This is a genomic window from Flavobacterium cauense R2A-7 (genome assembly GCF_000498475.1).
Lineage (GTDB): Bacteria > Bacteroidota > Bacteroidia > Flavobacteriales > Flavobacteriaceae > Flavobacterium > Flavobacterium cauense.
On the sequence record NZ_AVBI01000016.1, the window covers coordinates 51648 to 74599 of the forward strand.

22 protein-coding genes and 4 tRNA genes are annotated in these 22952 nt (G+C 37.4%); 24 read left to right on the plus strand and 2 right to left on the minus strand.

Annotated features, from left to right (window positions below):
- Positions 1–15: 15 nt before the first annotated feature.
- Entirely contained in the window at positions 16–615 is a 600-nt protein-coding gene (locus FCR2A7T_RS08235) for a ribonuclease HII (RefSeq protein WP_023570818.1), read from the minus strand.
- A gap of 199 nt (positions 616–814) precedes the next feature.
- On the opposite strand from FCR2A7T_RS08235, the gene FCR2A7T_RS08240 reads away from it, so the two are divergent.
- From FCR2A7T_RS08240 to FCR2A7T_RS08265, 6 genes are all read left to right on the plus strand, one after another.
- Positions 815–3889: a SusC/RagA family TonB-linked outer membrane protein gene (locus tag FCR2A7T_RS08240; protein ID WP_023570819.1), complete on the plus strand. Its 3075-nt coding sequence runs from the start codon at positions 815–817 to the stop codon at positions 3887–3889.
- 10 nt (positions 3890–3899) lie between these two features.
- Entirely contained in the window at positions 3900–5438 is a 1539-nt protein-coding gene (locus FCR2A7T_RS08245) for a SusD/RagB family nutrient-binding outer membrane lipoprotein (RefSeq protein WP_081709377.1), read from the plus strand.
- A gap of 34 nt (positions 5439–5472) precedes the next feature.
- Positions 5473–6315, plus strand: a complete 843-nt coding sequence (locus FCR2A7T_RS08250; protein ID WP_023570821.1) for a hypothetical protein — start codon at positions 5473–5475, stop codon at positions 6313–6315.
- An 18-nt stretch (positions 6316–6333) separates the two neighbouring features.
- Positions 6334–7344, plus strand: a complete 1011-nt coding sequence (locus FCR2A7T_RS08255) for a hypothetical protein (RefSeq protein ID WP_023570822.1) — start codon at positions 6334–6336, stop codon at positions 7342–7344.
- Between the two features lie 98 nt (positions 7345–7442).
- Positions 7443–9347 carry a putative porin gene (locus FCR2A7T_RS08260; RefSeq protein ID WP_023570823.1) on the plus strand — a complete coding sequence of 635 codons (1905 nt, stop codon included), beginning with the start codon at positions 7443–7445 and terminating at the stop codon, positions 9345–9347.
- 235 nt (positions 9348–9582) lie between these two features.
- Entirely contained in the window at positions 9583–10944 is a 1362-nt protein-coding gene (locus tag FCR2A7T_RS08265) for a pyridoxal-phosphate dependent enzyme (protein ID WP_023570825.1), read from the plus strand.
- A 50-nt stretch (positions 10945–10994) separates the two neighbouring features.
- On the opposite strand, the gene FCR2A7T_RS08270 is transcribed toward FCR2A7T_RS08265, so the two are convergent.
- Entirely contained in the window at positions 10995–12680 is a 1686-nt protein-coding gene (locus FCR2A7T_RS08270; RefSeq protein WP_051369538.1) for a GLPGLI family protein, read from the minus strand.
- 66 nt (positions 12681–12746) lie between these two features.
- Between FCR2A7T_RS08270 and FCR2A7T_RS08275 the strand changes: the two genes are divergently transcribed.
- The 18 genes from FCR2A7T_RS08275 to rplL all read left to right on the plus strand — a co-directional run bounded on the left by FCR2A7T_RS08275 (position 12747) and on the right by rplL (position 22773).
- The gene (locus FCR2A7T_RS08275; protein WP_023570827.1) at positions 12747–14015 is read left to right on the plus strand and encodes a DUF2851 family protein; all 1269 of its coding nucleotides are present in this window, start codon (positions 12747–12749) and stop codon (positions 14013–14015) included.
- A 14-nt stretch (positions 14016–14029) separates the two neighbouring features.
- Positions 14030–14257, plus strand: coding sequence for a hypothetical protein (locus FCR2A7T_RS08280; RefSeq protein ID WP_023570828.1), 228 nt, complete (start codon positions 14030–14032; stop codon positions 14255–14257).
- A 14-nt stretch (positions 14258–14271) separates the two neighbouring features.
- Positions 14272–15156, plus strand: a complete 885-nt coding sequence (locus FCR2A7T_RS08285) for a ComEA family DNA-binding protein (RefSeq protein ID WP_023570829.1) — start codon at positions 14272–14274, stop codon at positions 15154–15156.
- A 27-nt stretch (positions 15157–15183) separates the two neighbouring features.
- Positions 15184–16356, plus strand: a complete 1173-nt coding sequence (locus FCR2A7T_RS08290; protein WP_023570830.1) for an acyl-CoA dehydrogenase family protein — start codon at positions 15184–15186, stop codon at positions 16354–16356.
- Positions 16357–16528: 172 nt separating this feature from the next.
- A complete protein-coding gene (rpsU, locus tag FCR2A7T_RS08295) occupies positions 16529–16723 on the plus strand; it encodes a 30S ribosomal protein S21 (RefSeq protein WP_023570831.1) in 195 nt (64 codons plus the stop codon).
- 69 nt (positions 16724–16792) lie between these two features.
- Positions 16793–17689: a tyrosine-type recombinase/integrase gene (locus FCR2A7T_RS08300; RefSeq protein ID WP_023570832.1), complete on the plus strand. Its 897-nt coding sequence runs from the start codon at positions 16793–16795 to the stop codon at positions 17687–17689.
- 30 nt (positions 17690–17719) lie between these two features.
- Positions 17720–18022, plus strand: coding sequence for a ribosome hibernation-promoting factor, HPF/YfiA family (hpf, locus tag FCR2A7T_RS08305; protein WP_023570833.1), 303 nt, complete (start codon positions 17720–17722; stop codon positions 18020–18022).
- Between the two features lie 92 nt (positions 18023–18114).
- A tRNA-Thr gene (locus FCR2A7T_RS08310) sits at positions 18115–18188 on the plus strand.
- A 34-nt stretch (positions 18189–18222) separates the two neighbouring features.
- A tRNA-Tyr gene (locus FCR2A7T_RS08315) sits at positions 18223–18304 on the plus strand.
- 98 nt (positions 18305–18402) lie between these two features.
- Positions 18403–18474 (plus strand) — tRNA-Thr (locus FCR2A7T_RS08320).
- Between the two features lie 53 nt (positions 18475–18527).
- The gene (gene tuf, locus FCR2A7T_RS08325; RefSeq protein ID WP_023570834.1) at positions 18528–19715 is read left to right on the plus strand and encodes an elongation factor Tu; all 1188 of its coding nucleotides are present in this window, start codon (positions 18528–18530) and stop codon (positions 19713–19715) included.
- A gap of 53 nt (positions 19716–19768) precedes the next feature.
- Positions 19769–19839, plus strand: a tRNA-Trp gene (locus FCR2A7T_RS08330).
- A 15-nt stretch (positions 19840–19854) separates the two neighbouring features.
- Positions 19855–20052 (plus strand): preprotein translocase subunit SecE, encoded by a 198-nt coding sequence (gene secE / locus FCR2A7T_RS08335; protein WP_023570835.1) that lies wholly within the window; start codon positions 19855–19857, stop codon positions 20050–20052.
- Positions 20053–20062: 10 nt separating this feature from the next.
- A complete protein-coding gene (gene nusG, locus FCR2A7T_RS08340) occupies positions 20063–20614 on the plus strand; it encodes a transcription termination/antitermination protein NusG (protein WP_023570836.1) in 552 nt (183 codons plus the stop codon).
- Between the two features lie 67 nt (positions 20615–20681).
- Positions 20682–21119: a 50S ribosomal protein L11 gene (gene rplK / locus FCR2A7T_RS08345; RefSeq protein WP_023570837.1), complete on the plus strand. Its 438-nt coding sequence runs from the start codon at positions 20682–20684 to the stop codon at positions 21117–21119.
- Between the two features lie 18 nt (positions 21120–21137).
- Positions 21138–21827 (plus strand): 50S ribosomal protein L1, encoded by a 690-nt coding sequence (gene rplA / locus FCR2A7T_RS08350; RefSeq protein WP_023570838.1) that lies wholly within the window; start codon positions 21138–21140, stop codon positions 21825–21827.
- 22 nt (positions 21828–21849) lie between these two features.
- On the plus strand, positions 21850–22347 hold the full coding sequence (gene rplJ / locus FCR2A7T_RS08355; protein ID WP_023570839.1) for a 50S ribosomal protein L10: 498 nt from the start codon (positions 21850–21852) through the stop codon (positions 22345–22347).
- 54 nt (positions 22348–22401) lie between these two features.
- Positions 22402–22773 carry a 50S ribosomal protein L7/L12 gene (gene rplL, locus FCR2A7T_RS08360; protein WP_023570840.1) on the plus strand — a complete coding sequence of 124 codons (372 nt, stop codon included), beginning with the start codon at positions 22402–22404 and terminating at the stop codon, positions 22771–22773.
- Positions 22774–22952 lie beyond the last annotated feature (179 nt).

The window sequence follows — 22952 nt, forward strand, 5'->3', positions numbered from 1 at the left end:
GACTTCCTTTTTTATTTATAGTTCCAATTTTAGTTGTTCCGGTAAAAGACGGAAGGACATACGGTGGTATTTTGTAGTGCCGTATTTCCTAATGGCTTCACGGTGTTCTTCGGTAGGGTATCCCTTGTTTTTTTTCCAGTTGTACATTGGGAATTCTTCATGAATTCGATTCATATATTCATCCCGATAGGTTTTGGCTAAAACCGATGCAGCGGCTATGCTTAAATATTTACTGTCTCCTTTTACAATACAGCTGTGCGGAATGTTGTTTACAGGTTTGAATCGGTTTCCGTCTACTATAATATATTCCGGACTTGGGTTTAAATTCAGGACGCATTCCTGCATGGCTTTAATCGAGGCGTTTAGAATATTGATTTTGTCAATTATTTTAGGTTCCAGATGGATTACGTGAAATGTAACGGCTTCCTTTTCTATGATGGGTTTGAGCTGCTCTCTTGTTTTTTCGGATAATTGTTTGGAGTCGTTTAGTTTTTCTGAAAAAAAGCCTTGAGGCAGTATTACGGCGGCAGCAGTAACGGGCCCTGCGAGACAGCCACGGCCGGCTTCATCGGTTCCGGCTTCCAATAATAAAGTTGAAAAATTTTCGGATAGCATTGTTTGGTTTTTGCAAAAATACAAAAAAAAGCAGTTGATTATTAAGATGTTTGTCTTCAAAGTCGTTGTTTCGTGCGTAATTCATTTTTATTTGATAAAATATTTAACACATGTTAAATAGTATAATTCTGTAGTATAATTTGGTTATTTAAGAAATTATTAAGAAGTTTGCGAAATAACTAACTCAAATAAATTTAATATGAGATCGAAGTTTAAATGGATTTTTACGCTGTTATTGGCGTTTTCAATGCAGTTTTCGTTCGCACAAGAGAAGACTGTTACTGGTACGGTAACCGAAGGTGGTTTGCCGTTGCCTGGTGTGAGTGTTGTGGTTAAAGGTACAACACGTGGTACACAAACTGACATGGATGGAAATTATTCCATCAAAGCTAAAACTGGTGAGGTTTTAGTATTTTCTTTCATTGGTATGAAAGATTCATCGGCGGCCGTAGGGGCGTCAAACAAAATTAATGTTGCTATGGCGGCTGAATCTACTACGTTAGAGAATGTTGTTGTAACTGCATTGGGTATTAAGAAAAGACAAGATGAAATCACGTCTTCGACTCAATTGGTTAAATCGAAAGAGTTAACGCAGGCTGCAAACCCTAACGTTGTTCAATCGTTAGCTGGTAAAGTAGCAGGTTTGCAAATTAATACTACAAACAATGGTGTTAATGCTACTACTCGTATCGTATTACGTGGTAACCGTTCAATTACGGGTGATAACCAGGCTTTGGTTGTTATCGATAACGTAATTTCGACTGCTGCAGTTTTACAATCATTATCACCGGATATTGTTGAATCAACTAACATCTTGAAAGGTGCGCAAGGAGCTGCACTTTATGGTGATGCTGGGGTTAATGGTGTAATCTTGGTTACTACTAAAAAAGGAGCAAAAAGCGGAAAGTTAAATGTGAGTGTGAACTCATCAGTTGACTTTGAAAGCGTTTCTTTTATTGCTGAAAGACAAAGACGTTACGGTCAAGGTTGGAACGGTCAACAGATTTCTTACGAGAATGGTGGTTGGGGAGCTGAGTTTGACGGTGTAGTTAGACCAGTAGGTTTGGCTCAAGCTGACGGATCTTATATTATGGCGCCTTACAGCTCTATTAAAGATAATATCAAGAAATTCTTCAACGACGGTACTATTTTACAAAATGGTTTATCAATCAGTGGAGGTTCTTTGGATGACGGATATGCTTTATTATCTGTAAACAACCAAAAAACTGACTTCGTTGTTAAAGGTGATGAATTAAATAGAAGTACTTTCTCTTTCAAAGGAGGAAAAAAATTCGGAAAATGGACAGTAGAAGGAAATACAGTTTATGTTTCTGAAAAAACTGAAACTACATCTTCTAACTTATTTACAGAGTTATTACAAACTGCAACAAACATTCCTGTTGAGCGTTTTGAGCATTCTGGTAACGAAGGTCACTGGACTGCATACTACAACAACCCTTACTGGTTGAGAGATAACGTACGTAATACAAACAGATCTGATTATTTCAGTGGTATTGCTACATTGAACTATGCGTTAAATAAGAATATTAACTTCAACTATGTTGCAAGTATTCAGGTTAGACAAAACAATTCAAGATCACATACTAATGGTTACATTGATAACCTTCAAGTAGGTGGTGGTAATCACACTATTGTTTCTTCTTTTGATACATTCAATCAAAATCAAAGAAATTTCTATGGGGATTTCATGATTAACTTTGATTATATGTTGACTGATAATATCAGCTTCAAAGCGAATATCGGTAACAACATGAGAGATAACTACACTCAATTTACAAGTGTTGGTGGTGATAACTTAACTATTCCTGGATTATACAATATTTCTAACGTTACTGGTGAGGTACGAAGAGATAATGGTTATTCAAGACAAAGAAGATTTGCGTTTTTTGCTAACGTGGATTTAGGTTACAAAGATTTCTTATCATTAAACTTAACAGGTAGAAATGACTGGAACTCAACTATGTCTCAAACTCCAAAAGATAACTATTTCTACCCATCTGCAGGTATCTCTTTTACACCTACAAAAATTAACGGTTTGAAAGATAGTAAAGTGGTTAACTATACTAAATTGTACGCTAACTACATTGTAGTAGGTAACTCTTCTGCTGTTGGTGTTTATGGTACAAATGATACATATTTATCAGGTACAGGATATCCATTTGGAGGTTTGAACTCGTTCACAAACACACAAACTCCTACAGATATCAATATTAAGCCAGAGTTTATGTCAACTTTCGAGGTAGGTGCTGCTTTAGGATTCTTTAAAGACAGAATTACTTTAGAAGGTTCATATTACAATACTAAAACTGATGATTTGATTACAAGAAGATCTGTTTCTGCAGCTTCTGGTATCACAAGCGTTTTAACTAACGTTGGTCAAATGACAACTACAGGTTTTGAAATCGAGTTAGGTTTTGCACCTATCAGAAACGATAAATTCTCTTGGGAAAACAGAATCGCTTATTCTCATTCTAAATCAGTTGTAGATAAAGCGGCTCCAGATGCTAAATCAATCGCATTGGTTAACTTCTCTGGAAACGGTATCGGAATCTTTGCTGATGAAGGAGAAGAGTTTCCTTTAATCAAAGGTATCGCTTACGAAAGAGATGATCAAGGTAGAGTAATTATCGATCCAAGTACTGGTAACCCAGTTAGATCTTCTGAGTACAAAATTCTTGGAAAAGCTACTCCTGATTACATCATCAACTACAATACTTCAGTAGAATACAAAGGTATTCGTTTAGCTGCGGTAATGGATTACAGAACAGGTCACCAATTCTGGGCTGGTACTAAAGACTGGTTATCATGGTCTGGTCACTTAGTAGAATCTGCTGAAAACGGACGTACTGGATTTATCTTCCCTAACTCTGCTACAGATTTAGATGGGGACGGTGTTTACGAAGCAAATACAACTGTTGTTACAGGTGGTAATACTTACACTTCTTACTTGAACTATTTCTCTAACGAGTACCGTGCAGTTTCTGAAAACATGGTGTTGGATGCTACGGCTTTCAAAGTGAGAGAGTTGTCTTTGAGCTATTCTTTACCATCTAAAATGATTGAAAAAGCTGGTTTATCTTCATTACGTTTTGGTGTAAATGCTAGAAATCCTTTCACAGTATTGCCAAAAGAAAATAGAGGGTATCATGATCCTGAGCAATCAAGATCAAGTGGAAATGACCAAGGTTTAGCTGTTACAGGTCAATATCCTGCAACAAGAACTTTCGGATTCAATGTTAATCTAACTTTTTAATTAGAGAAAAATGAAAAGAATTAAATTTATATTACCGTTAATAGCTGGATTTATGCTATTTTCATGTAGTGATTACTTAGATGTGAATCAATCACCTGATGATCCTACTTCGGCTTCAGTAACGCCAGACTTGTCGTTAGCTGCTGCACAATCTGATTCCTACAGAAACTTAACCAGACGTATGAATGAATATGGTAACGTATTTATGAACAACTGGGGAGCTAATGTAAACTCTTTTACTGGAGGGTATGCTGAAGAATTCGGTATCACATTGAGTAATAACTTTTATGATGATATCTGGGATGGTGTTTACAGAAGTACTGGGTTATATTCCAGAATTATTAACCACCCATCTTCAGGGTATGATAACCACAAAGCGATTGCTAAAATCTGTAAAGCGTTTTACTTTCAGTATTTAGTGGATCTTTATGGAGATGTTCCTTATTCAGAAGCTCATCAAGGTGTTAACTCTGTTACTCCTGCTTACGATGACGACAAAGCTATTTACAGAGATTTAGTAGTACAATTAGAGGATGCGATTTCTATGATTGAAAATGCTCCTGCTACTGCTAAAACTGTTGGTGCTGAAGATGTTATTTTAGGAGGTGATATGAACGGATGGGTAAAATTTGCCAACACGTTAAAATTAAGAATCTTATTAAGACAATCTGAATTAACAGATACTGAAACTACAACTTACTTAGCAGGTGAATTCGCTGAATTATCTTCTGCTAGTTTTGTGGATCAGGATGTAACAATCAACCCTGGTTATTCAAGTGGTAGTGATTCAAGACAAAACCCATGGATGAACTTAATGGTTGAATTGAAAAAAGATTCAAACGGTAACTTCGTTGAAAGAAACGCTTTCCGTTTCAGAAGAGCTTCTGCTTACATCGCTGGACAATTGAACTCAACTTCTGACGGAAGAAGAACTAGATTGTTTAAACCGGTTTCAGGAAGTAATATTACAGGTGTTATCCAAGGAGACCAGTCTGCATTGAATGGTGGTGGAACTGCACCGGCTGCAATTTCTTCATTAGGCCCAGGTTTAGTGATTGATAACGCTCAAGATGGTTATATGATGTTAAAAGCTGAAAGTTTATTACTTCAAGCTGAAGCGGTACACAAAGGATATTTAGCTGGAGATGCTCAAGCTTTGTTTGATGAGGCAATTAATGCATCTTTCACACAATTAGGAGCAACTGGAGCTGCTGCTTACATCACTAGTATCAATGGTGCAATTGGAAAAGGATATGGCGCTGCAGGTGCTACTCCTGATCAACAGTTAGAGGCTATTTTCTACCAAAAAAGTATTGCTTTGAATGGTATTAATGGTGCTGAAATTTTTATCGAGTACACTAGAGCTCGTAAAAACGGTAACCCTTTAATTGATGAAAACATCCCAATGCCATTAAACTCTGTTACACCAACAGGTAACAAACCACGTCGTTTAATGTATCCAATTTCTGAATATGCAAGTAACAGTGCTAACGTTCCTGTTCAAACTATTTCAGATGCATACAACACGGCTCCATTCTGGTTTGAATAATAATTGATTTGTTACAAACTTAAAAAATAGAATTATGAAAAAATTAATGTCTTTATTTATCATCGCAGGTGTTGCTTTTGCATGTACCGATGATGATATCAGATCGGAACACGTTCTTGATAATGGACCTAAAATTGTAGGTTTCTCTAAATCATTTGAAACTGTTTCTTATTTTACCGATGAAGGTGATGTTACTTTGGATTTTCCGATTGATTTAATCGGTTTAGGTACAGGTGAAACGTTGTCTTCTGCTATCGATGTGAACTATGAAATTGATGTTGCTAATACTACTGCAGTTGAAGGAACAGAATATGATTTCGTAGACACAACTGGAAAAGTAACTATTCCTGCTGGAGGTAACTTCGCTACTTTACCAATTGTAGTTCACACTGGAAGTTTAAATCCAACACAAAAAACGGAATTAGTAGTTAAATTAACTTCTGCTACTAATAACACTGTTGTTGGAGAACAATACAAAACGTTCAAAGTAATTTTCGTAGGTTGTCAATCTCAACTTGCAGGTTCTTACACAGTTGTAATCACTAGATCTGATTCTCCTGCTGTAGTAACTTGGACAGATGAGGATATCACTATGACATCGGTTAACAATTTCAAATCAAAAAGATCTGGTAACTACCAAATTGGAGTTTTGCAAGGAACTAACGGTTACCACTTTGTTGATATTTGTGGAGAAATTACTGTTCCTCAAATGCAGTTAAATGAAGTGTATTCTAACATCTTACGTCCTGATCCGGCTAACAATGGTTTGGATGGAGAAGTAACAGGTCCGAATAACTTCTATACTAAATATCAAATCGGATTTACAAGTAACACGGTTTGGAGAGGTTTCACTTGTACTTACACAAGAAATTTATAATTTTAATAAGAAATATTTATGAAAAAAATATATAGAAATAAGTTTTTACTTTCTGTACTATTAGCTTCTTCTGTTTTAGTGTCTTGTGACCAGGATAATCCTACTGAGAACGAAAGAGTTTCTAAACCTGTAATTGAAGTTGACCAAACGGAATTTTCAGTTACTGAAGGTGATGAAATTACTATTAATCTTTCTACTGTACAGCCTATCAATAACACGATGGAGTTTAAAGTTGAATTGATTGGTGGTACTGGTTCTTTCAGAGATTATACTACTAGTGGTGATGAGACTGTTGAGGATGACGGTATGGGTATTATCGGGCACAGATTTTCTTTCCCGGCTTATGCTACTGACTATTCCTTTACAATCACTCCGGAACTTGATATGTTCGTAGAAGGAGCTGAAACTTTGAAGTTGAGAGTTTATTCAATGGGTAACTCAAACGGTGCTCTTGATAAAATTATCAACATTAACGTAGCGGATTATGTTAGCAATGACATCGCTATCGAATTGAATTGGTCTAAAACAAGACCGGATCGTTTCGGTACTTTAGTTGACGGTACTTATCTTGATGCTGCCGGTGATGAACATCCTTTCACTGATTACGATTTTGATTTCTACGTATTCGATGCGGCTTTCAATGAAGTAACAGGTTTCGCTGCTGCAACAGGAAATGCTCCTGAAAAAGCGGTTCTTTTAGATGCTGATTTAGTTGATGGAGATTACTACATCATCCCTGATTTATACGATTCAGGAACTGATCCAGCGGTTAGATTCAAATTCGATATTAACTTAAAAGTTGCTAAATATGGTGTTTGGTATCATTCAATGCCATTAACATATTTCAGTGATAATGCAGTATCAGCTCCAAGTGGGTTGAACGGAGGTGAAACTCTTGCTGCAATTCTTACTAAATCAGGAACTACTTACACTTTATCTGATTTCAATACAGGTGATGTGTTAGCTTCTGGTAAAGCAGCTCAATTAAGAGAAAGAATTAGAGCAATCAAAAACATCAGAAGAAAATAATTTCTTTTTGAGTTCTTATAAAAGCCCCACTTTGTGGGGCTTTTTTTATTTGAATAATTTATCCAAATCTGATTACCTTTGTCTTCTAATAAAAATTTATGAGACAAGGTCTTTTTTGTTTATTGTTGTTGTTTTCTTTTTCGGTGTTTGCACAAGACGATGAGTTGGTATTGAAAAACAATTCGTCAAAAACCGTTGCGGAGACAAAACCTCCCGTTGATTTATACAAAATAATTACCATTGAACGGGATACTATTATTGTGGATACTTCCCTAACCGTACAACGTGAGTATAAGTTTAATTACCTTCGTAAAGATACTTTTGGGTTGTTGCAATTTTTAAACGAAGGACAAACCTATAATACGCTCGATTTTGGCTTAACCCATTTCAATCCTTTTCCAGAATTCGGATTCCTAGCCAAACATTTTAATTATCTTGAAGTACGCGACATCCAGTATTACAATGTGCCTACCCCTTATTCCGATTTGTATTTCAAATCCGTTATGGAACAAGGACAAAATCTGGATGCTTTTGCCACTGCCAATACATCAAAAAACCTGAATTTTTTTGCGGGTTATAAAGGCCTTCGCTCGTTGGGGAAATATAAAAACCAATTGTCCAGTACCGGGAATTTTAAAATCGGTGCCAGTTACAATACCTCTGATAAACGGTATTATCTCAAAGCTCATTTTACCGGTCAGGACATCCTGAATCAGGAAAACGGCGGAATTGTAACACTTTCCCAGTTTGAAGATGGCGATAATCTGTATTCCGAACGACCGCGTTTGGATGTTTATTTTGGTGATGCCAAATCGCTTTTAAAAGGGAACCGCTTTTTTATAGACCATTCGTTTAAGTTGAGTAAAAAACCAAGTAGTCTTGTAGTTAACCATCAGTTCAACTATGAGTATAAGTTTTTTGATTACTCTATGACTTCACACCAGCGTTTTGGCGATAGTTATACTTCTTATGTCAGCAACAAAACCCGTTACAACCGTATGTACAATAAATTGGGTGTTGCTTACTCGCACAAAACTATCGGCGACTTTAATTTCTTTGTCGAAGATTATCAGTATAATTATTTCTACTACAGAACCGTTACACAGGCTTTTGGAAGTTTCGTTCCCAATAGTAATAATGATAAAATAAATACCTGGGGGGCCAATTACGTGTATCAGAAAAACAATTGGAAAGGTACTTTTTTGGTTTCCAACTCGATTACGAAGCAATCGTTGGCCAACCTTGAAGCGCAAATCCGTTATACTCTGAATGAGAAAAACTGCTTTTTGTTCAAATATCAAAACATGAACAAATTGCCTAATCTCAATTACGTTTTATACCAAAGTGATTACAAAGAATACAATTGGTTCAACAATTTCAAAAACGAAAAAATCAATAACATCGAATTCGAAGCCCAAACACAATGGTTAACGGCCTCGGTTCAGTATACCGTTTTAAATGATCACTTGTTTTTTGCCAATGTGAATCCAACCTATAACGAATTCGGAATCGCCGATAAATTAATCGTTAAACCGTTTCAATACGATAAAACCATCAACTATTTGTCGGTTAAAGCCGGTAAAGAATTCAAATTTTGGAATTTCGGTTTAGACAATACTGTTTTGTTTCAACAGGTACAGCAATCTGATGCGATTCTGAATGTTCCGAAATTCACCACTCGTAACACTTTGTATTATAACAATCATTTTTTCAAAAAAGCATTGTTTTTGCAAACCGGTGTAACCCTCAATTATTTTTCAAAATACTACGCCAACGATTATAACCCACTACTGGGCGAATTCTATATCCAAAACCAAAAAGAAATCGGCGATTTTCCAATGTTAGACTTCTTTATCAACGCCAAAATCAGAACGTTCCGCGTCTTCTTGAAAGCAGAGCATTTCAACTCCAGCTTTACCGGATACGATTATTATACGGCACCCAATTATCCGTACCGTGATTTTATGGTGCGTTTCGGGGTAATCTGGAATTTCTTCAGTTAGTTTTTGAAGCGAAGGGTTCGGGCTTTTTTGGAATCCGTTTTCCCGCTGTCCGCTCTATCTTTTTCGGGGGCTTCGTGAGAGCTTCGACGAGCACAGCATGACACTTCAGCCACCGAAAAAGGATGCCGCTCCCATCGGGGCTATTCAGGAAACCATTTTACTTTTTGGAAACAGGGTAATAATCAATATCTTTACACGCTCAAAAGCTGTGAAATAACAACGATAAAATATCGAAATGAAATACGTAGAAAACATATTAGGAACTATTGGGAATACGCCAATGGTGAAATTAAACAAAATCACCGCGGAAATACCGGCGTTGGTTTTGGCAAAAGTGGAATACTTCAATCCAGGTCATTCGTGCAAAGACCGTATGGCATTAAAAATGGTGGAAGATGCTGAAGCTGACGGACGTTTAAAACCAGGCGGAACCATCATCGAAGGAACTTCTGGAAATACCGGCATGGGATTGGCCTTAGCAGCGATCATCAAAGGATACAAATTAATTTGTGTGATTACGGATAAGCAGTCCAAAGAAAAAATGGACATCCTGCGTGCCGTAGGTGCCAAAGTAGTAATTTGCCCAACCGATGTAGAACCAACCGATCCGCGTTCGTATTATTCGGTTTCCAAACGTTTGGCAGAAGAAACGCCAAATTCATGGTATGTAAACCAATACGATAACTTATCCAATACCAAAGCAAACTACGAGCAAACAGGACCGGAAATTTGGGAACAAACTGATGGGAAAGTAACGCATTTTGTGGTTGGTGTTGGAACCGGAGGAACGATTTCGGGTGTCGCTAAATTTTTAAAAGAGAAAAACCCGAACATCAAAATTTGGGGTGTAGACACCTACGGTTCGGTTTTCAAAAAATATAAGGAAACCGGAATTTTTGATGAGAACGAAGTGTATTCGTATGTAACAGAAGGTATCGGAGAAGATATTCTTCCTAAGAATGTTAATTTCGATCTTATTGACGGTTTTACCAAAGTGACCGATAAAGATGCAGCGGTGTATACCCGTAAATTAGCCTTGGAAGAAGGTTTGTTCGTAGGGATGTCTTCCGGTTCTGCCATCAAAGGATTGTTGCAGTTAAAAGACGAGTTCGGTCCGGACGATGTGGTAGTAGTTTTATTCCACGATTCGGGTTCGCGTTATGTGGGGAAAATCTTCAATGACGATTGGATGCGTGACCGCGGTTATCTGGAAGACGAAATCACCAAAGCGGAAGATTTAATCAAAGAACATATCGACAAACCATTGGTGGTTGTCCGTACCGAAGAGTTGGTTTCCCACGCAATTGATCGTATGCGTAAATTCAAGATTTCTCAAATCCCGGTGATTGACATCAATGGGTTTGTAGGATCGGTAGACGAATCGGATTTGTTTCAAAGCTTCATTTCTGATAAAAATGTGGCTGAAAAACCAATTCGTGAAGTGATGGGCGCAGCATTTCCAATCGTAAAATTAGGAACTTCCGTAGAAGAGGTTTCCAAATTAATCAACAAAGACAATCAGGCCGTGCTGGTGGATTTAGGAAACGGAAAACACCATATCATCACCAAACATGATATTATCAATTCGATAAAATAGTTATAAGTCAAATTATAAAAAAGCCGCTTTTAGAAAGCGGCTTTTTTATTTTAATTTCCGATCAAAACTCCGGAAACATTCCAGGCACTGAAACTTGTTCCTTCGGTTGCGCCTTGCGGTATTTTAATCTGCAGGGTGTGTTTCCCGGCTTTCAAATCGCCTAAATCGATTAGGGTTGGCGTGGTTACCATTCCCGGACACCAATTCGACCGACTGTAATCGGAAGACGACAATCCGTTAGGGAAATTTCCCGAGGCAGGATTAAATAAACGGTAGGAACCACAATCCTGTCGCCACGGTATAAAAGCATATACTTCTTTATGGTCTAAAAGAAGGGTGTTTTTCTTTTGCAGGTATTCGTCGCCATTTTCCCAGCCGCCATGACCGGTTGTAATATAACGGAGTCGGGCATTTTTCACATCTTTATCCAGAACAAAAGTAACTTCCAGTCCTTTTTCATGATTAAACATGGTGCTGTATTCCTGTTCTGCCATTTCCATCACATTGGTCGTGTTGAAAAGCGGTAAGGCAAACGTGTTTTTCAGACTTTGGTTTTCTTCATTGTGAATGGTTATATTCATTGAGATTTTATGACCGCCTTTGTCGTAGTTTCCAATAAAAGTGCCTACCCAAAGTTCTTTGCCGCTGAGTTGGGATTGCAGTTCAGAAATGTCCTGACGATAAGGCACCACTTCGTGCCACGTTTTATCTTTTAGCTGAATATGATTGTATTGCTTAATGCCGAACGGAGTGAAAAAACGCATCAGTTCCAATAAAGGAGCATAGTTTTCGGTGCGTACCACTCCCTGGTATTTTTTACCGTTCCCGTTTTCATAAATCGGAAGGGTTTTGGCACCATTTTTCAATCCGTCCAGGAAAGAAATTTTCTGGTCGGTTGGAATCACAAAAACAGAACCAGTACGATCATAGGCATCTCCATTGGACTGTTCCAAAACATCTACAAAAATCTGACTGCCGTTTTTGATTTCCGGAAACTTTATTTTTTTCAGGATTATTGTGCCATTTGCAAAGCGTAAAATACTGTCGTTGGATTTAGAGGCATCGGAAAAGTTGATGGTTTCATTTTCAAACACGGCAAGGGTTGTAAAACGGCTTTTCCATAATAAATCACGATAGGTCAGCTGATCTACCTGTTTTCCATGGATAGCGTTCTCCACCATTTGTGCTGGGCTGAAGGATTTTTGCTTTTCAATTTTGGATGCGGTTATTACAAAATTTCCGTTTCGAACCATTTCCAAAACCAATCCCAGATTCTGTCCTAAAACAGTCGGGGCTCCTTTCACTTTCAATTCGTTAGTGTACCAAAGTTCGATAGTATTTGAATTGATAATCGTTTTTGCTTTGCGGCATTGGTAGCCTAATACTTTTTTTGTATCGTTGGTAATTTCAAAGTTTTGTTTTGCCAAAGAAACACTGTCTAAGGTGGTAACCGATTTCGTTTTATCCATTTGTCCCAGCTGTAAATAAGCATTTTTCAAATGATTGATTAAGGTTTGCTCGTAAGGAAATGATGTTTTGTTTGCGTTAATCGCCTCAGAAGTGACTAATGTTTCTGTCTCGTTGGTAAAAACCAAAATCGGATTCTGGTTATCAAGCTGTTTTCCGTTAGAACTTTTTAAGTAACTAATTTTATAGCCTTTCGAAGGATGACTGTTAATTTGTGCAAAACTTAGTCCGAACTGCAGTAAAAATATAATTGTAAGATTTTTTTTCATTTTTTTAAATTGTGTTGTGCAACAAAGATAATTTTTTTCATACATTAGTGCTCTATTTTATACGCCATGCAGGAAGATTTTTTACACCACATTTGGGACCGCAAGAAATTTGCGGTTACCGCACTAACTACGCAGCAGGGAGAAGCTCTTCAAATCCTGCATTCCGGATATTATTTACAACAGGCCGGTCCTGATTTTTTCAACGCTCAACTTCGAATCGGCAATCAGAAGTGGGCCGGAAATGTCGAAATACACGTCAAGTCTTCGGATTGGTATGTACACCAACACCAAAATGATTCTGCTTATGATAGCGTAATTCTACACGTGGTCTGGGAATATGATGCGGCGGTTTTTCGCAATGACAATACAGAAATTCCGGTTTTGGAACTCAAAAATTATGTTGCCAAAGAAGTGTTGGAGAATTATTTGTCGCTTACCGTTACCAAAACATGGATTTATTGCGAAAGGGATTTGAGCGCTGTTGATGCTTTTGTTTTTAAAAATTGGCAGGAACGATTGTTTTTTGAACGTTTGGAGCGGAAGTCGGAACCAATTTTCAAAATGTTATTGCAAAATGGAAACGATTGGGAAGCTTCTCTTTTTAGTTTTTTAGCGAAAAACTTCGGACTCAATGCTAATGGGGAATCGTTTTTCGATATTGCCAATTCCATACCGTTTTCGGTCCTTCGGAAGGAAAAGTTTCAAATTGAAAATTTAGAGGCACTGTTTTTTGGCCGCGCCGGATTGTTGACGGAAGCAAAAGAAGATCTTTATTACAGGGATTTGCAATTCCGATGGCAGTATTTGTTTGAAAAATACCAGTTGAAAAGTGTTTTTGTTGAACCGCTTCATTTTTTTAAACTCCGTCCCGATAATTTCCCAACGATTCGGTTGGCACAATTGGCGCAACTCTACCATTTGCAGGATAATTTATTTTCTAAAATCTGTACGGCAAAATCGGTTTCGGAATTGTATGCGATTTTCGATTTGAAGGTCTCCGTTTATTGGCAAACGCATTATCAATTCGATAAGGAAAGTCCCAAAAAACGCAAATCCCTGACGGCATCTTTTATCGATTTACTCCTTATAAATACGGTTATTCCAATGCAGTTTGCGTATGCCAAACATCAGGGGAAAGAAATATCGGAAGAACTGATTCATTTTCTGCAAGCCATTGCTCCCGAGAAAAATGCCATTGTCGACAAGTTTACGGATTTCGGTGTTTCAGTTGATAATGCTTTCGACTCCCAAACGCTTTTGCAACTTAAAAATGAATATTGCAATCATAAAAAATGCCTGCAATGCGGAATTGGAATAGAATTGTTAAAGAAATAAATTACATTTGTACTATGGGACTGATAACTACTATACGTCACTTTTTTGAAAAACACGGCTTCGAGGTTTCTTCACGTTTCGCCGATCGTTTGGGCATGCGAACCACCAGTGTTCGTCTGTTTTTTATTTACATCTCCTTTTTTACTGTCGGACTTTGGTTCGGGGTCTATCTTACATTAGCATTTTTACTTCGCTTAAAAGATATGGTCTATACGAAACGCAGTTCTGTTTTTGATTTGTAAATAGCCCTTATATCATGAAAACAACGTATTATTTTAAATACACCCGCGAACAGCGGAGCGGTATTGTTGTGCTTATTTTGCTGATGATTTTTATTCAGTTGAGCTATTATTTTTATTTCTCGCGGTTGACTTCGGATGTGCAATCGGAAAATGATATTTCAAAGGAATGGCTTTCTGTACAATCCGAAATTGACAGTCTGAAAGAAGCGAAAAATATCGAGTCACATAAAATTTATCCGTTCAATCCTAATTTTATTTCCGATTACAAAGGCTATACTTTGGGAATGTCGGTTACTGAAATCGATCGCCTTCATGAATTTCGAAAAGGGAATAAATTTGTGAATTCGGCTGAAGAGTTTAAAAAGGTAACCAAAGTTTCAGATGAATTGTTGGCTGAGATTTCACCATATTTTAAGTTTCCGGATTGGGTGAAAAACAAACAGAAACATGATTTTTATGCCGGTTATGCAAAGCAAACGGTTGATAAGAAAGTAAAAATAACGGTGACGGATATTAATGTGGCTACACAGGAAGAGCTGATGAAAGTATACGGAATTGGTCCAGGGCTTTCCGAACGGATTTTGAAAGAGCGGGAGAAATTGGGCGCTTTTGTGTCGATGGAGCAAATGAAGGATGTTTGGGGATTGTCGCCGGAAGTTATCGAAAGCCTGAACAAGCATTTTAAAGTTTTGGTCAAGCCGACAATAGCAAAATTGGACATTAACAATGCTTCGGTTAAAGAAATGACCAAGTTGCCTTTTTTTAGGTATTATCTTGCGAAAGAGATTGTAACCTACCGAAGTATGAATGGTGCAATAAAAAGTAAAGAAGATTTAATAAAAATTAAGGATTTTCCAGTTGAAAAAGTTGATATAATTGCCTTATATTTGGACTTTTAAACAAACAAACCACAATACAATTTTAAAATGAATTCAACATACTTTACAGAAGAGCATCAATTATTTAGGGAAAGTTTTCGTGATTTTTTGCAAAAAGAAGTCGTTCCTCATATAGAAAAATGGGAAAAAACGGGGACTATTGAGCGGTTCATATGGAAAAAATTCGGGGAGATGGGATTTTTTGGATTGCGTTATCCTGAAGCTTACGGTGGAATGAATTTGGATTTGTTTTATACAGTTGTTTTTTTAGAAGAACTGCAAAAGGTTAAATCGTCCGGTTTTGCGGCGGCTATGTGGGCGCATGCTTATTTGGCAATGACGCATTTAAATGCTGAAGGCGATGAGCGTATCAAACAAGAGTATTTGGCGCCAAGTATTTCCGGTGATAAAATAGGGGCGTTGTGCATTACGGAACCTTTTGGAGGAAGTGATGTTGCCGGTATGCGAACTACTGCGGTGAAACAAGGTGATACATATGTGATTAATGGCTCCAAAACGTTCATAACCAATGGGGTTTATGCCGATTATTATGTGGTAGCTGCGAAAACAAGTCCGGAGCTTGGAAATAAAGTAATCAGTATGTTTTTGGTAGATGCCGATACAAAAGGAATTGCGGCTACCAAATTAGATAAGTTAGGTTGGAGAGCTTCCGATACAGCGGAAATTGCTTTTGATAATGTGGTAATTCCTGTAGCCAATTTAATGGGTGAAGAAGGAAAAGGATTTCCGTACATCATGCAGCATTTTGCTTTAGAGCGATTGATTATGGCGATTAATGCTCACGCAAGGGCAGAATATGCCATTGACTATACTATTGGATATATGGCCGAACGTGAAGCATTCGGAACCACGATTAATAAGTTTCAGGCGTTACGACATACGATGGTGGAACATGCAACAGATGTTGAGCACTGCAAGATTTTTAATTATGCTGCTGTAGCCCGATTAAATCAAGGGGAATATGTAGTGAAAGAAGCTACTATGGCAAAATTGAAATCCACAAAAGTAGCAGATGAAACCATTTACAGTTGTTTGCAGATGTTAGGCGGTTATGGTTATATGGAGGAATATCCGTTGGCGCGCTTGTTAAGAGATAGTCGTTTAGGGCCAATCGGAGGAGGTACTTCAGAAATCTTAAAAGAAATTTTGTCGAAAATGATTATCGATAAGCAAAATTACCAACCGGCTGTGAAACATTAACAGGTAGGATGGTATAAGATAAAAAGAGCCAAGAGACGGAAAAAGTCACTTGGCTCTTTTTGTTGTAAATTGTAATGTTGGTGGAGTAGAGGAAAATAAATCAAAATTTATAATTCATAATTCGTAATTATTTTATAAGTTTGCGGCCTAAATGAGAGGAGGTGTCTAGATTATGTTAATTATACCAATTAAAGACGGAGAAAATATCGATAGAGCATTAAAGCGCTATAAAAGAAAATTCGACAAGACCGGAACTGTTCGTCAGTTAAGAGCGCGTCAAGCTTTCACTAAGCCATCTGTAACCAGAAGAGCTCAGATTCAAAAAGCACAATACATCCAAGGATTAAGAGACTCGTTAGAGAACTAATATTTTTTGAATGACTATATAACCGTTAGTTTATGAAGTTTTATAACTTTGTAGCTAACGGTTTTTTTTATGATTACTTCCCAACAAGCGTTTTGCGATTATCTACAGAAAGAGAAAAATTATTCTCCGCATACGCTTACTGCTTATTTAAATGATGTCGCTGAATTTGAAAGTTTTCTGAAAACCCACGATGCCGATGTGATTTTGGAAACGGTTGTCTATTCGCAAATACGCAGTTGGATTGTTTTTTTGGTGGAGAATGGGTTGTCTAATAACTCGGTAAACCGAAAAATGTCGTCACTAAAATCATTTTACAGATTTTTGATGAAATCGAAGCAAATTGAGGTAAATCCGCTTCAGAAGCACAAGTCTTTAAAAACTCCTAAAAAAGTACAAATACCGTTTTCGGAAAAAGAACTCGAGATGGTGTTTGAGGAAAATGATTATCCTGGTGATTTTGAAGGGGTGCGGAATAGGTTGATTATTGAACTTTTTTATACCACAGGCATGCGTCGTGCAGAATTGATAGCGCTTCAGGTTGGGGATTACAGTGTTTATAATAAGACTTTGAAGGTTTTGGGGAAGCGGAATAAAGAAAGGGTTTTGCCGCTTTTGGAATGCACGGCGGCATTATTAAATCGTTATCTTATTGAAAGAAATCGATTAACTGTCATCGAAAATAAGAATTTGTTAATATTAAATAAAAACGGTCATAAAGTAAGTGAATCGTTTGTTTATCGATTAATAAATGATTACTTTAGTACTGTCTCTGAAAAAACAAAGAAGAGTCCCCACGTTCTTAGGCATACATTTGCAACCCACTTGCTTAACAATGGTGCCGATTTAAATTCAGTAAAAGAATTGTTAGGTCACGCAAGTTTATCTTCTACTCAAATCTATACCCACAGCAGTCTGGCTGAATTGAAACGAGTGTATCAAGATGCGCATCCGCGGAACCGAAAATAATTCAAAGTGTAACCCAATAAAATTTTTATTATGAAGGTAAATGTTCATGCTGTTAACTTTAACGTTGATAGAAAACTAGTAGATTTTGTTCAGGAGCGATTAGATAAATTAGAAAAGTATTATGACAAAGTGGTGTCGTCCGATGTTTTTTTAAAGTTGGATAACACAAGTGATAAGGAAAATAAAATAGTTGAAGTTAAAGTGATGGTGCCGGGAGATGATTTTGTGGTTAAAAAACAGAGCAAAACGTTTGAGGAAGCTGTGGATTTATCGGTAGATTCGTTAGAGCGACTTTTGTTGAAAAGAAAAGAAAAAATAAGAGCACATATATAAATGTGAAAAAAAAACAGATTTTATTTTGATTCAAAAATAAATTCCCTACATTTGCAGTCCGTTAGAAATAGCGGACTTTTTTTATTGTAATTGCCGGTGTAGCTCAGCTGGCTAGAGCAGCTGATTTGTAATCAGCAGGTCGTGGGTTCGAGTCCCTCTATCGGCTCTGGAAGTTCAATGTACTGATAATAAGAAAAGTTGGGGAGATACTCAAGCGGCCAACGAGGGCGGACTGTAAATCCGCTGATTACATCTTCGCAGGTTCGAATCCTGCTCTCCCCACAAAAATCATCAAAGTAATGCGATGGTTGTCGGATTAGGGATTTAGAAGTAAGGATTTGTTTTGTGAATTCTGAAAGCTGACTCCTGAATGCACAAAAGCCGGTGTAGCTCAGGGGTAGAGTGCTTCCTTGGTAAGGAAGAGGTCACGGGTTCAATTCCCGTCATTGGCTCAATTATGTAAATTTGAACACTAATTATATAACTAAGATTAAATTATTAAATCATGGCAAAAGAAACCTTTGATCGTTCGAAGCCCCATTTAAATATTGGTACTATCGGACACGTAGATCACGGAAAAACAACTTTAACTGCTGCTATTACTAAAGTATTAGCTGATGCTGGTTTATCAGAAGCTAAATCATTCGATCAGATTGATAACGCACCTGAAGAAAAAGAAAGAGGTATTACTATCAACACTTCTCACGTAGAGTACTCTACAGCTAACCGTCACTACGCTCACGTAGACTGTCCAGGTCACGCGGATTACGTTAAGAACATGGTTACTGGTGCTGCTCAGATGGACGGTGCTATCCTTGTAGTTGCTGCAACGGATGGTCCAATGCCGCAAACTCGTGAGCACATCCTTTTAGGTCGTCAGGTTGGTGTGCCTAGAATGGTAGTATTCATGAACAAAGTGGATATGGTTGATGATGCTGAATTGTTAGAGCTTGTTGAGATGGAAATCAGAGACTTATTGTCTTTCTACCAATATGATGGTGATAACGGACCAGTAGTTCAAGGTTCTGCATTAGGAGCTTTAAATGGTGAGCCGAAATGGGTTGCTACAGTAATGGAATTGATGGAAGCGGTTGATAACTGGATTGAGTTACCTGCTCGTGACGTTGATAAGCCTTTCTTGATGCCAGTTGAGGATGTATTTACAATTACAGGTCGTGGAACTGTTGCTACAGGTCGTATCGAAACTGGTGTTGCTAATACAGGAGATGCTGTTGAAATCATCGGTATGGGAGCTGAGAAATTGACTTCTACAATTACTGGAGTTGAGATGTTCCGTAAAATCCTTGATAGAGGTGAAGCTGGAGATAACGTAGGTTTGTTGTTACGTGGTATCAACAAAGAAGATATCAAAAGAGGAATGGTTATCATTAAACCAGGATCTGTAAAACCACACGCTCACTTCAAAGCTGAGGTATATATCTTGAAAAAAGAAGAAGGTGGACGTCACACTCCATTCCACAACAATTACCGTCCACAGTTCTACGTACGTACAACTGACGTAACAGGTACTATTTCTTTACCAGCAGGTGTTGAGATGGTTATGCCAGGTGATAACTTAACAATTGATGTAACTTTGTTAAGCCCAATCGCTTTGTCAGTAGGTTTACGTTTCGCTATCCGTGAAGGTGGTAGAACAGTAGGTGCTGGTCAGGTAACTGAAATTTTAGACTAATTCATAGTCAATTATACTAAAAACCAGCAGTAAGCTGCTGGTTTTTTTAACAAACGGGCGTAGTTCAAGGGTAGAATAGCGGTCTCCAAAACCGTTGATGGGGGTTCGAATCCCTCCGCCCGTGCAAAAGCAATATATAATGACAAAAGTTGTTAATTACATAACGGAAGCATTTGAAGAGTTAAAATCAAATGTTACTTGGCCGGAATGGGCTGAAGTGCAAAAGTTAACTATAATAGTAGCTTTATTTTCTATTTTATTTGCATTGGCAACTTGGGGAGTGGATTCCGTATTTGCTAAAGCATTAGGATTTTTCTTTAATTGGTTAAAAGCTTAATTTTTTTGATATGATTGATAATAATGTCAAAAAATGGTATGTAGTTAGAGCGGTTAGCGGACAGGAAAATAAGGTCAAAAACTATATCGAGACGGAAATTAACCGTTTGGGTATGGGTGATTTTATTTCACAGGTATTGGTTCCGACTGAAAAAGTGGTAACCGTGCGTGATGGAAAAAAAATAAGCAAAGACCGTGTGTACTTTCCGGGATACGTTATGATTGAAGCTAACTTAGCCGGAGAGATTCCTCACATCATTAAATCGATTACCGGTGTAATTGGTTTTTTGGGTGAAACAAAAGGAGGAGAAGCTGTTCCGTTACGTCAGGCAGAAGTAAACAGAATGTTAGGTAAGGTGGATGAGTTATCTGTAAAGGTAGATCAAGGTGCTATACCGTATTCAGTTGGTGAAACCGTAAAAGTAATTGACGGACCATTCAATGGATTCAACGGAACGGTTGAAAAAGTGAATGAAGAGAAGCGTAAACTTGAGGTGATGGTGAAGATTTTCGGAAGAAAAACACCATTGGAATTGAGTTTTATGCAGGTTGAAAAAGTATAATATCGTTACATATAATAAACCCACATCAATCGCTTCCAATTGATAGATGTGCTAAATTTTTTTAAAAATGGCTAAAGAAATTAGTAAAGTAGTTAAACTACAAGTTAAGGGAGGTGCCGCGAATCCTTCGCCACCGGTTGGACCTGCTTTGGGGGCTGCTGGAGTTAACATCATGGAGTTCTGTAAGCAGTTCAATGCGAGAACACAAGATAAACCTGGCAAAGTTTTACCAGTACAGATTACTGTGTATAAAGACAAGTCTTTTGACTTCGTTGTTAAAACGCCACCTGCTGCAATTCAATTATTAGAAGCAGCTAAATTAAAGTCTGGTTCAGGGCAACCAAACCGTAAAAAAGTAGCTAATGTTACTTGGGATCAAATTAGAGCTATCGCTGAAGACAAAATGGCTGACTTAAATGCTTTCGAAATCGAAAAAGCAATGAGTATGGTTGCCGGAACAGCTAGATCTATGGGTATAACAGTATCAGGAACAGCTCCTTTTTAATCGTAAAAAGAAAAAGACATGGCAAAATTGACAAAAAAGCAAAAAGAGGCTGCAGCAAAAATTGAGAAGAACAAATTATACTCTTTAAAAGATGCATCTGCATTAATTAAAGAAGTTGCTTCTGCAAAATTTGATGAGTCTGTTGATATCGCAGTGAAATTAGGGGTAGATCCTAGAAAAGCGAATCAAATGGTAAGAGGCGTAGTAACGTTACCTCACGGTACTGGAAAAGATGTTAGAGTATTAGCATTAGTTACTCCGGATAAAGAAGCAGAAGCTAAAGCTGCTGGTGCAGACCACGTTGGTTTAGACGACTATTTACAAAAAATCAAAGACGGTTGGACGGATATTGATGTAATCATCACTATGCCTGCTGTTATGGGTAAATTAGGTCCTTTAGGACGTGTTTTAGGTCCAAGAGGTTTAATGCCAAACCCTAAAACAGGTACTGTAACTATGGATGTAGCGAAAGCTGTTGAAGAAGTTAAAGCTGGTAAAATCGACTTTAAAGTTGACAAAACAGGAATCGTTCACGCTGGAATCGGAAGAATTTCTTTTGATGCTCAAAAAATCACGGAGAACGCTCACGAAATTATTCAAACATTAATCAAATTGAAACCAACTGCAGCAAAAGGTACTTACATCAAGAGTATCCACATCTCATCAACAATGAGCCCTGCAATTGCTTTAGATCCTAAAGCAGTTTAATTGGTAGTTAAAAATTTTTAGTATGACTAGAGAAGAAAAATCAATCGCGATTGAAGATTTAACTGCACAGTTAGCTGGGGTGAATGTTGTTTATTTGGCAGACATTTCTGGACTTAATGCAGAAACTACTTCAAACTTAAGAAGAGCTTGTTTTAAAGCAGGTATCAAATTAGAGGTTGTTAAGAACACATTGCTTGAAAAAGCTATGGAAGCTTCTGAAAGCAACTTCGGTGAGTTATCTACCGTTTTAAAAGGAAATACTTCTATATTAATTGCTGAGACTGCAAACGGTCCTGCAAAAATTATCAAAGAATTCCGTAAGAAATCTGATAAACCTTTATTGAAAGGGGCTTACATCAACGAAGAAATCTACATTGGAGATAACTTACTTGATACATTAGCATCTCTTAAATCGAAAGAAGAGGTTATTGGAGAAATCATCGGATTATTACAATCCCCAGCTCAAAGAGTTATTTCTGCTCTTAAGAACCAATTCAAAGACGAAGAGGGAGCTGAATAAATTGCGCACTAATTAATTATTATATTTTACAAATCATTTTAAAAGATAGAAAAAATGGCAGATTTGAAACAATTCGCAGAACAATTAGTTAACTTAACAGTTAAAGAAGTTAACGAATTAGCAACAATATTAAAAGACGAGTATGGTATCGAGCCAGCTGCTGCAGCAGTAGTAGTTGCTGCTGGTGGAGGTGATGCTGGTGCTGCTGAAGAGCAAACTGAATTCACTGTAGTATTGAAAGATGCTGGAGCTTCTAAATTAGGAGTTGTTAAAGCGGTTAAAGAATTAACTGGTTTAGGACTTAAAGAAGCTAAAGATTTAGTAGATGCTGCACCAACTAACGTTAAAGAAGGTGTTTCTAAAGACGAAGCAGAAGGTCTTAAGAAAGCTTTAGAAGAAGCTGGAGCTGTAGTTGAGCTTAAATAAGCTAAACTAAGTTTAATAATTTAGGTTTAGGCCTTTGGAAGTACTTTCCAAGGCCTAAACCATTTTGCGTATAATAATTATTCTTAAAATTTGTTTTGAAAATAGTTTGAAAGCGTAAATAATAGTCAATACGAAGAAAGAAAATGAAATTATAACTTTCTGTTCATTTTCAAAGATGT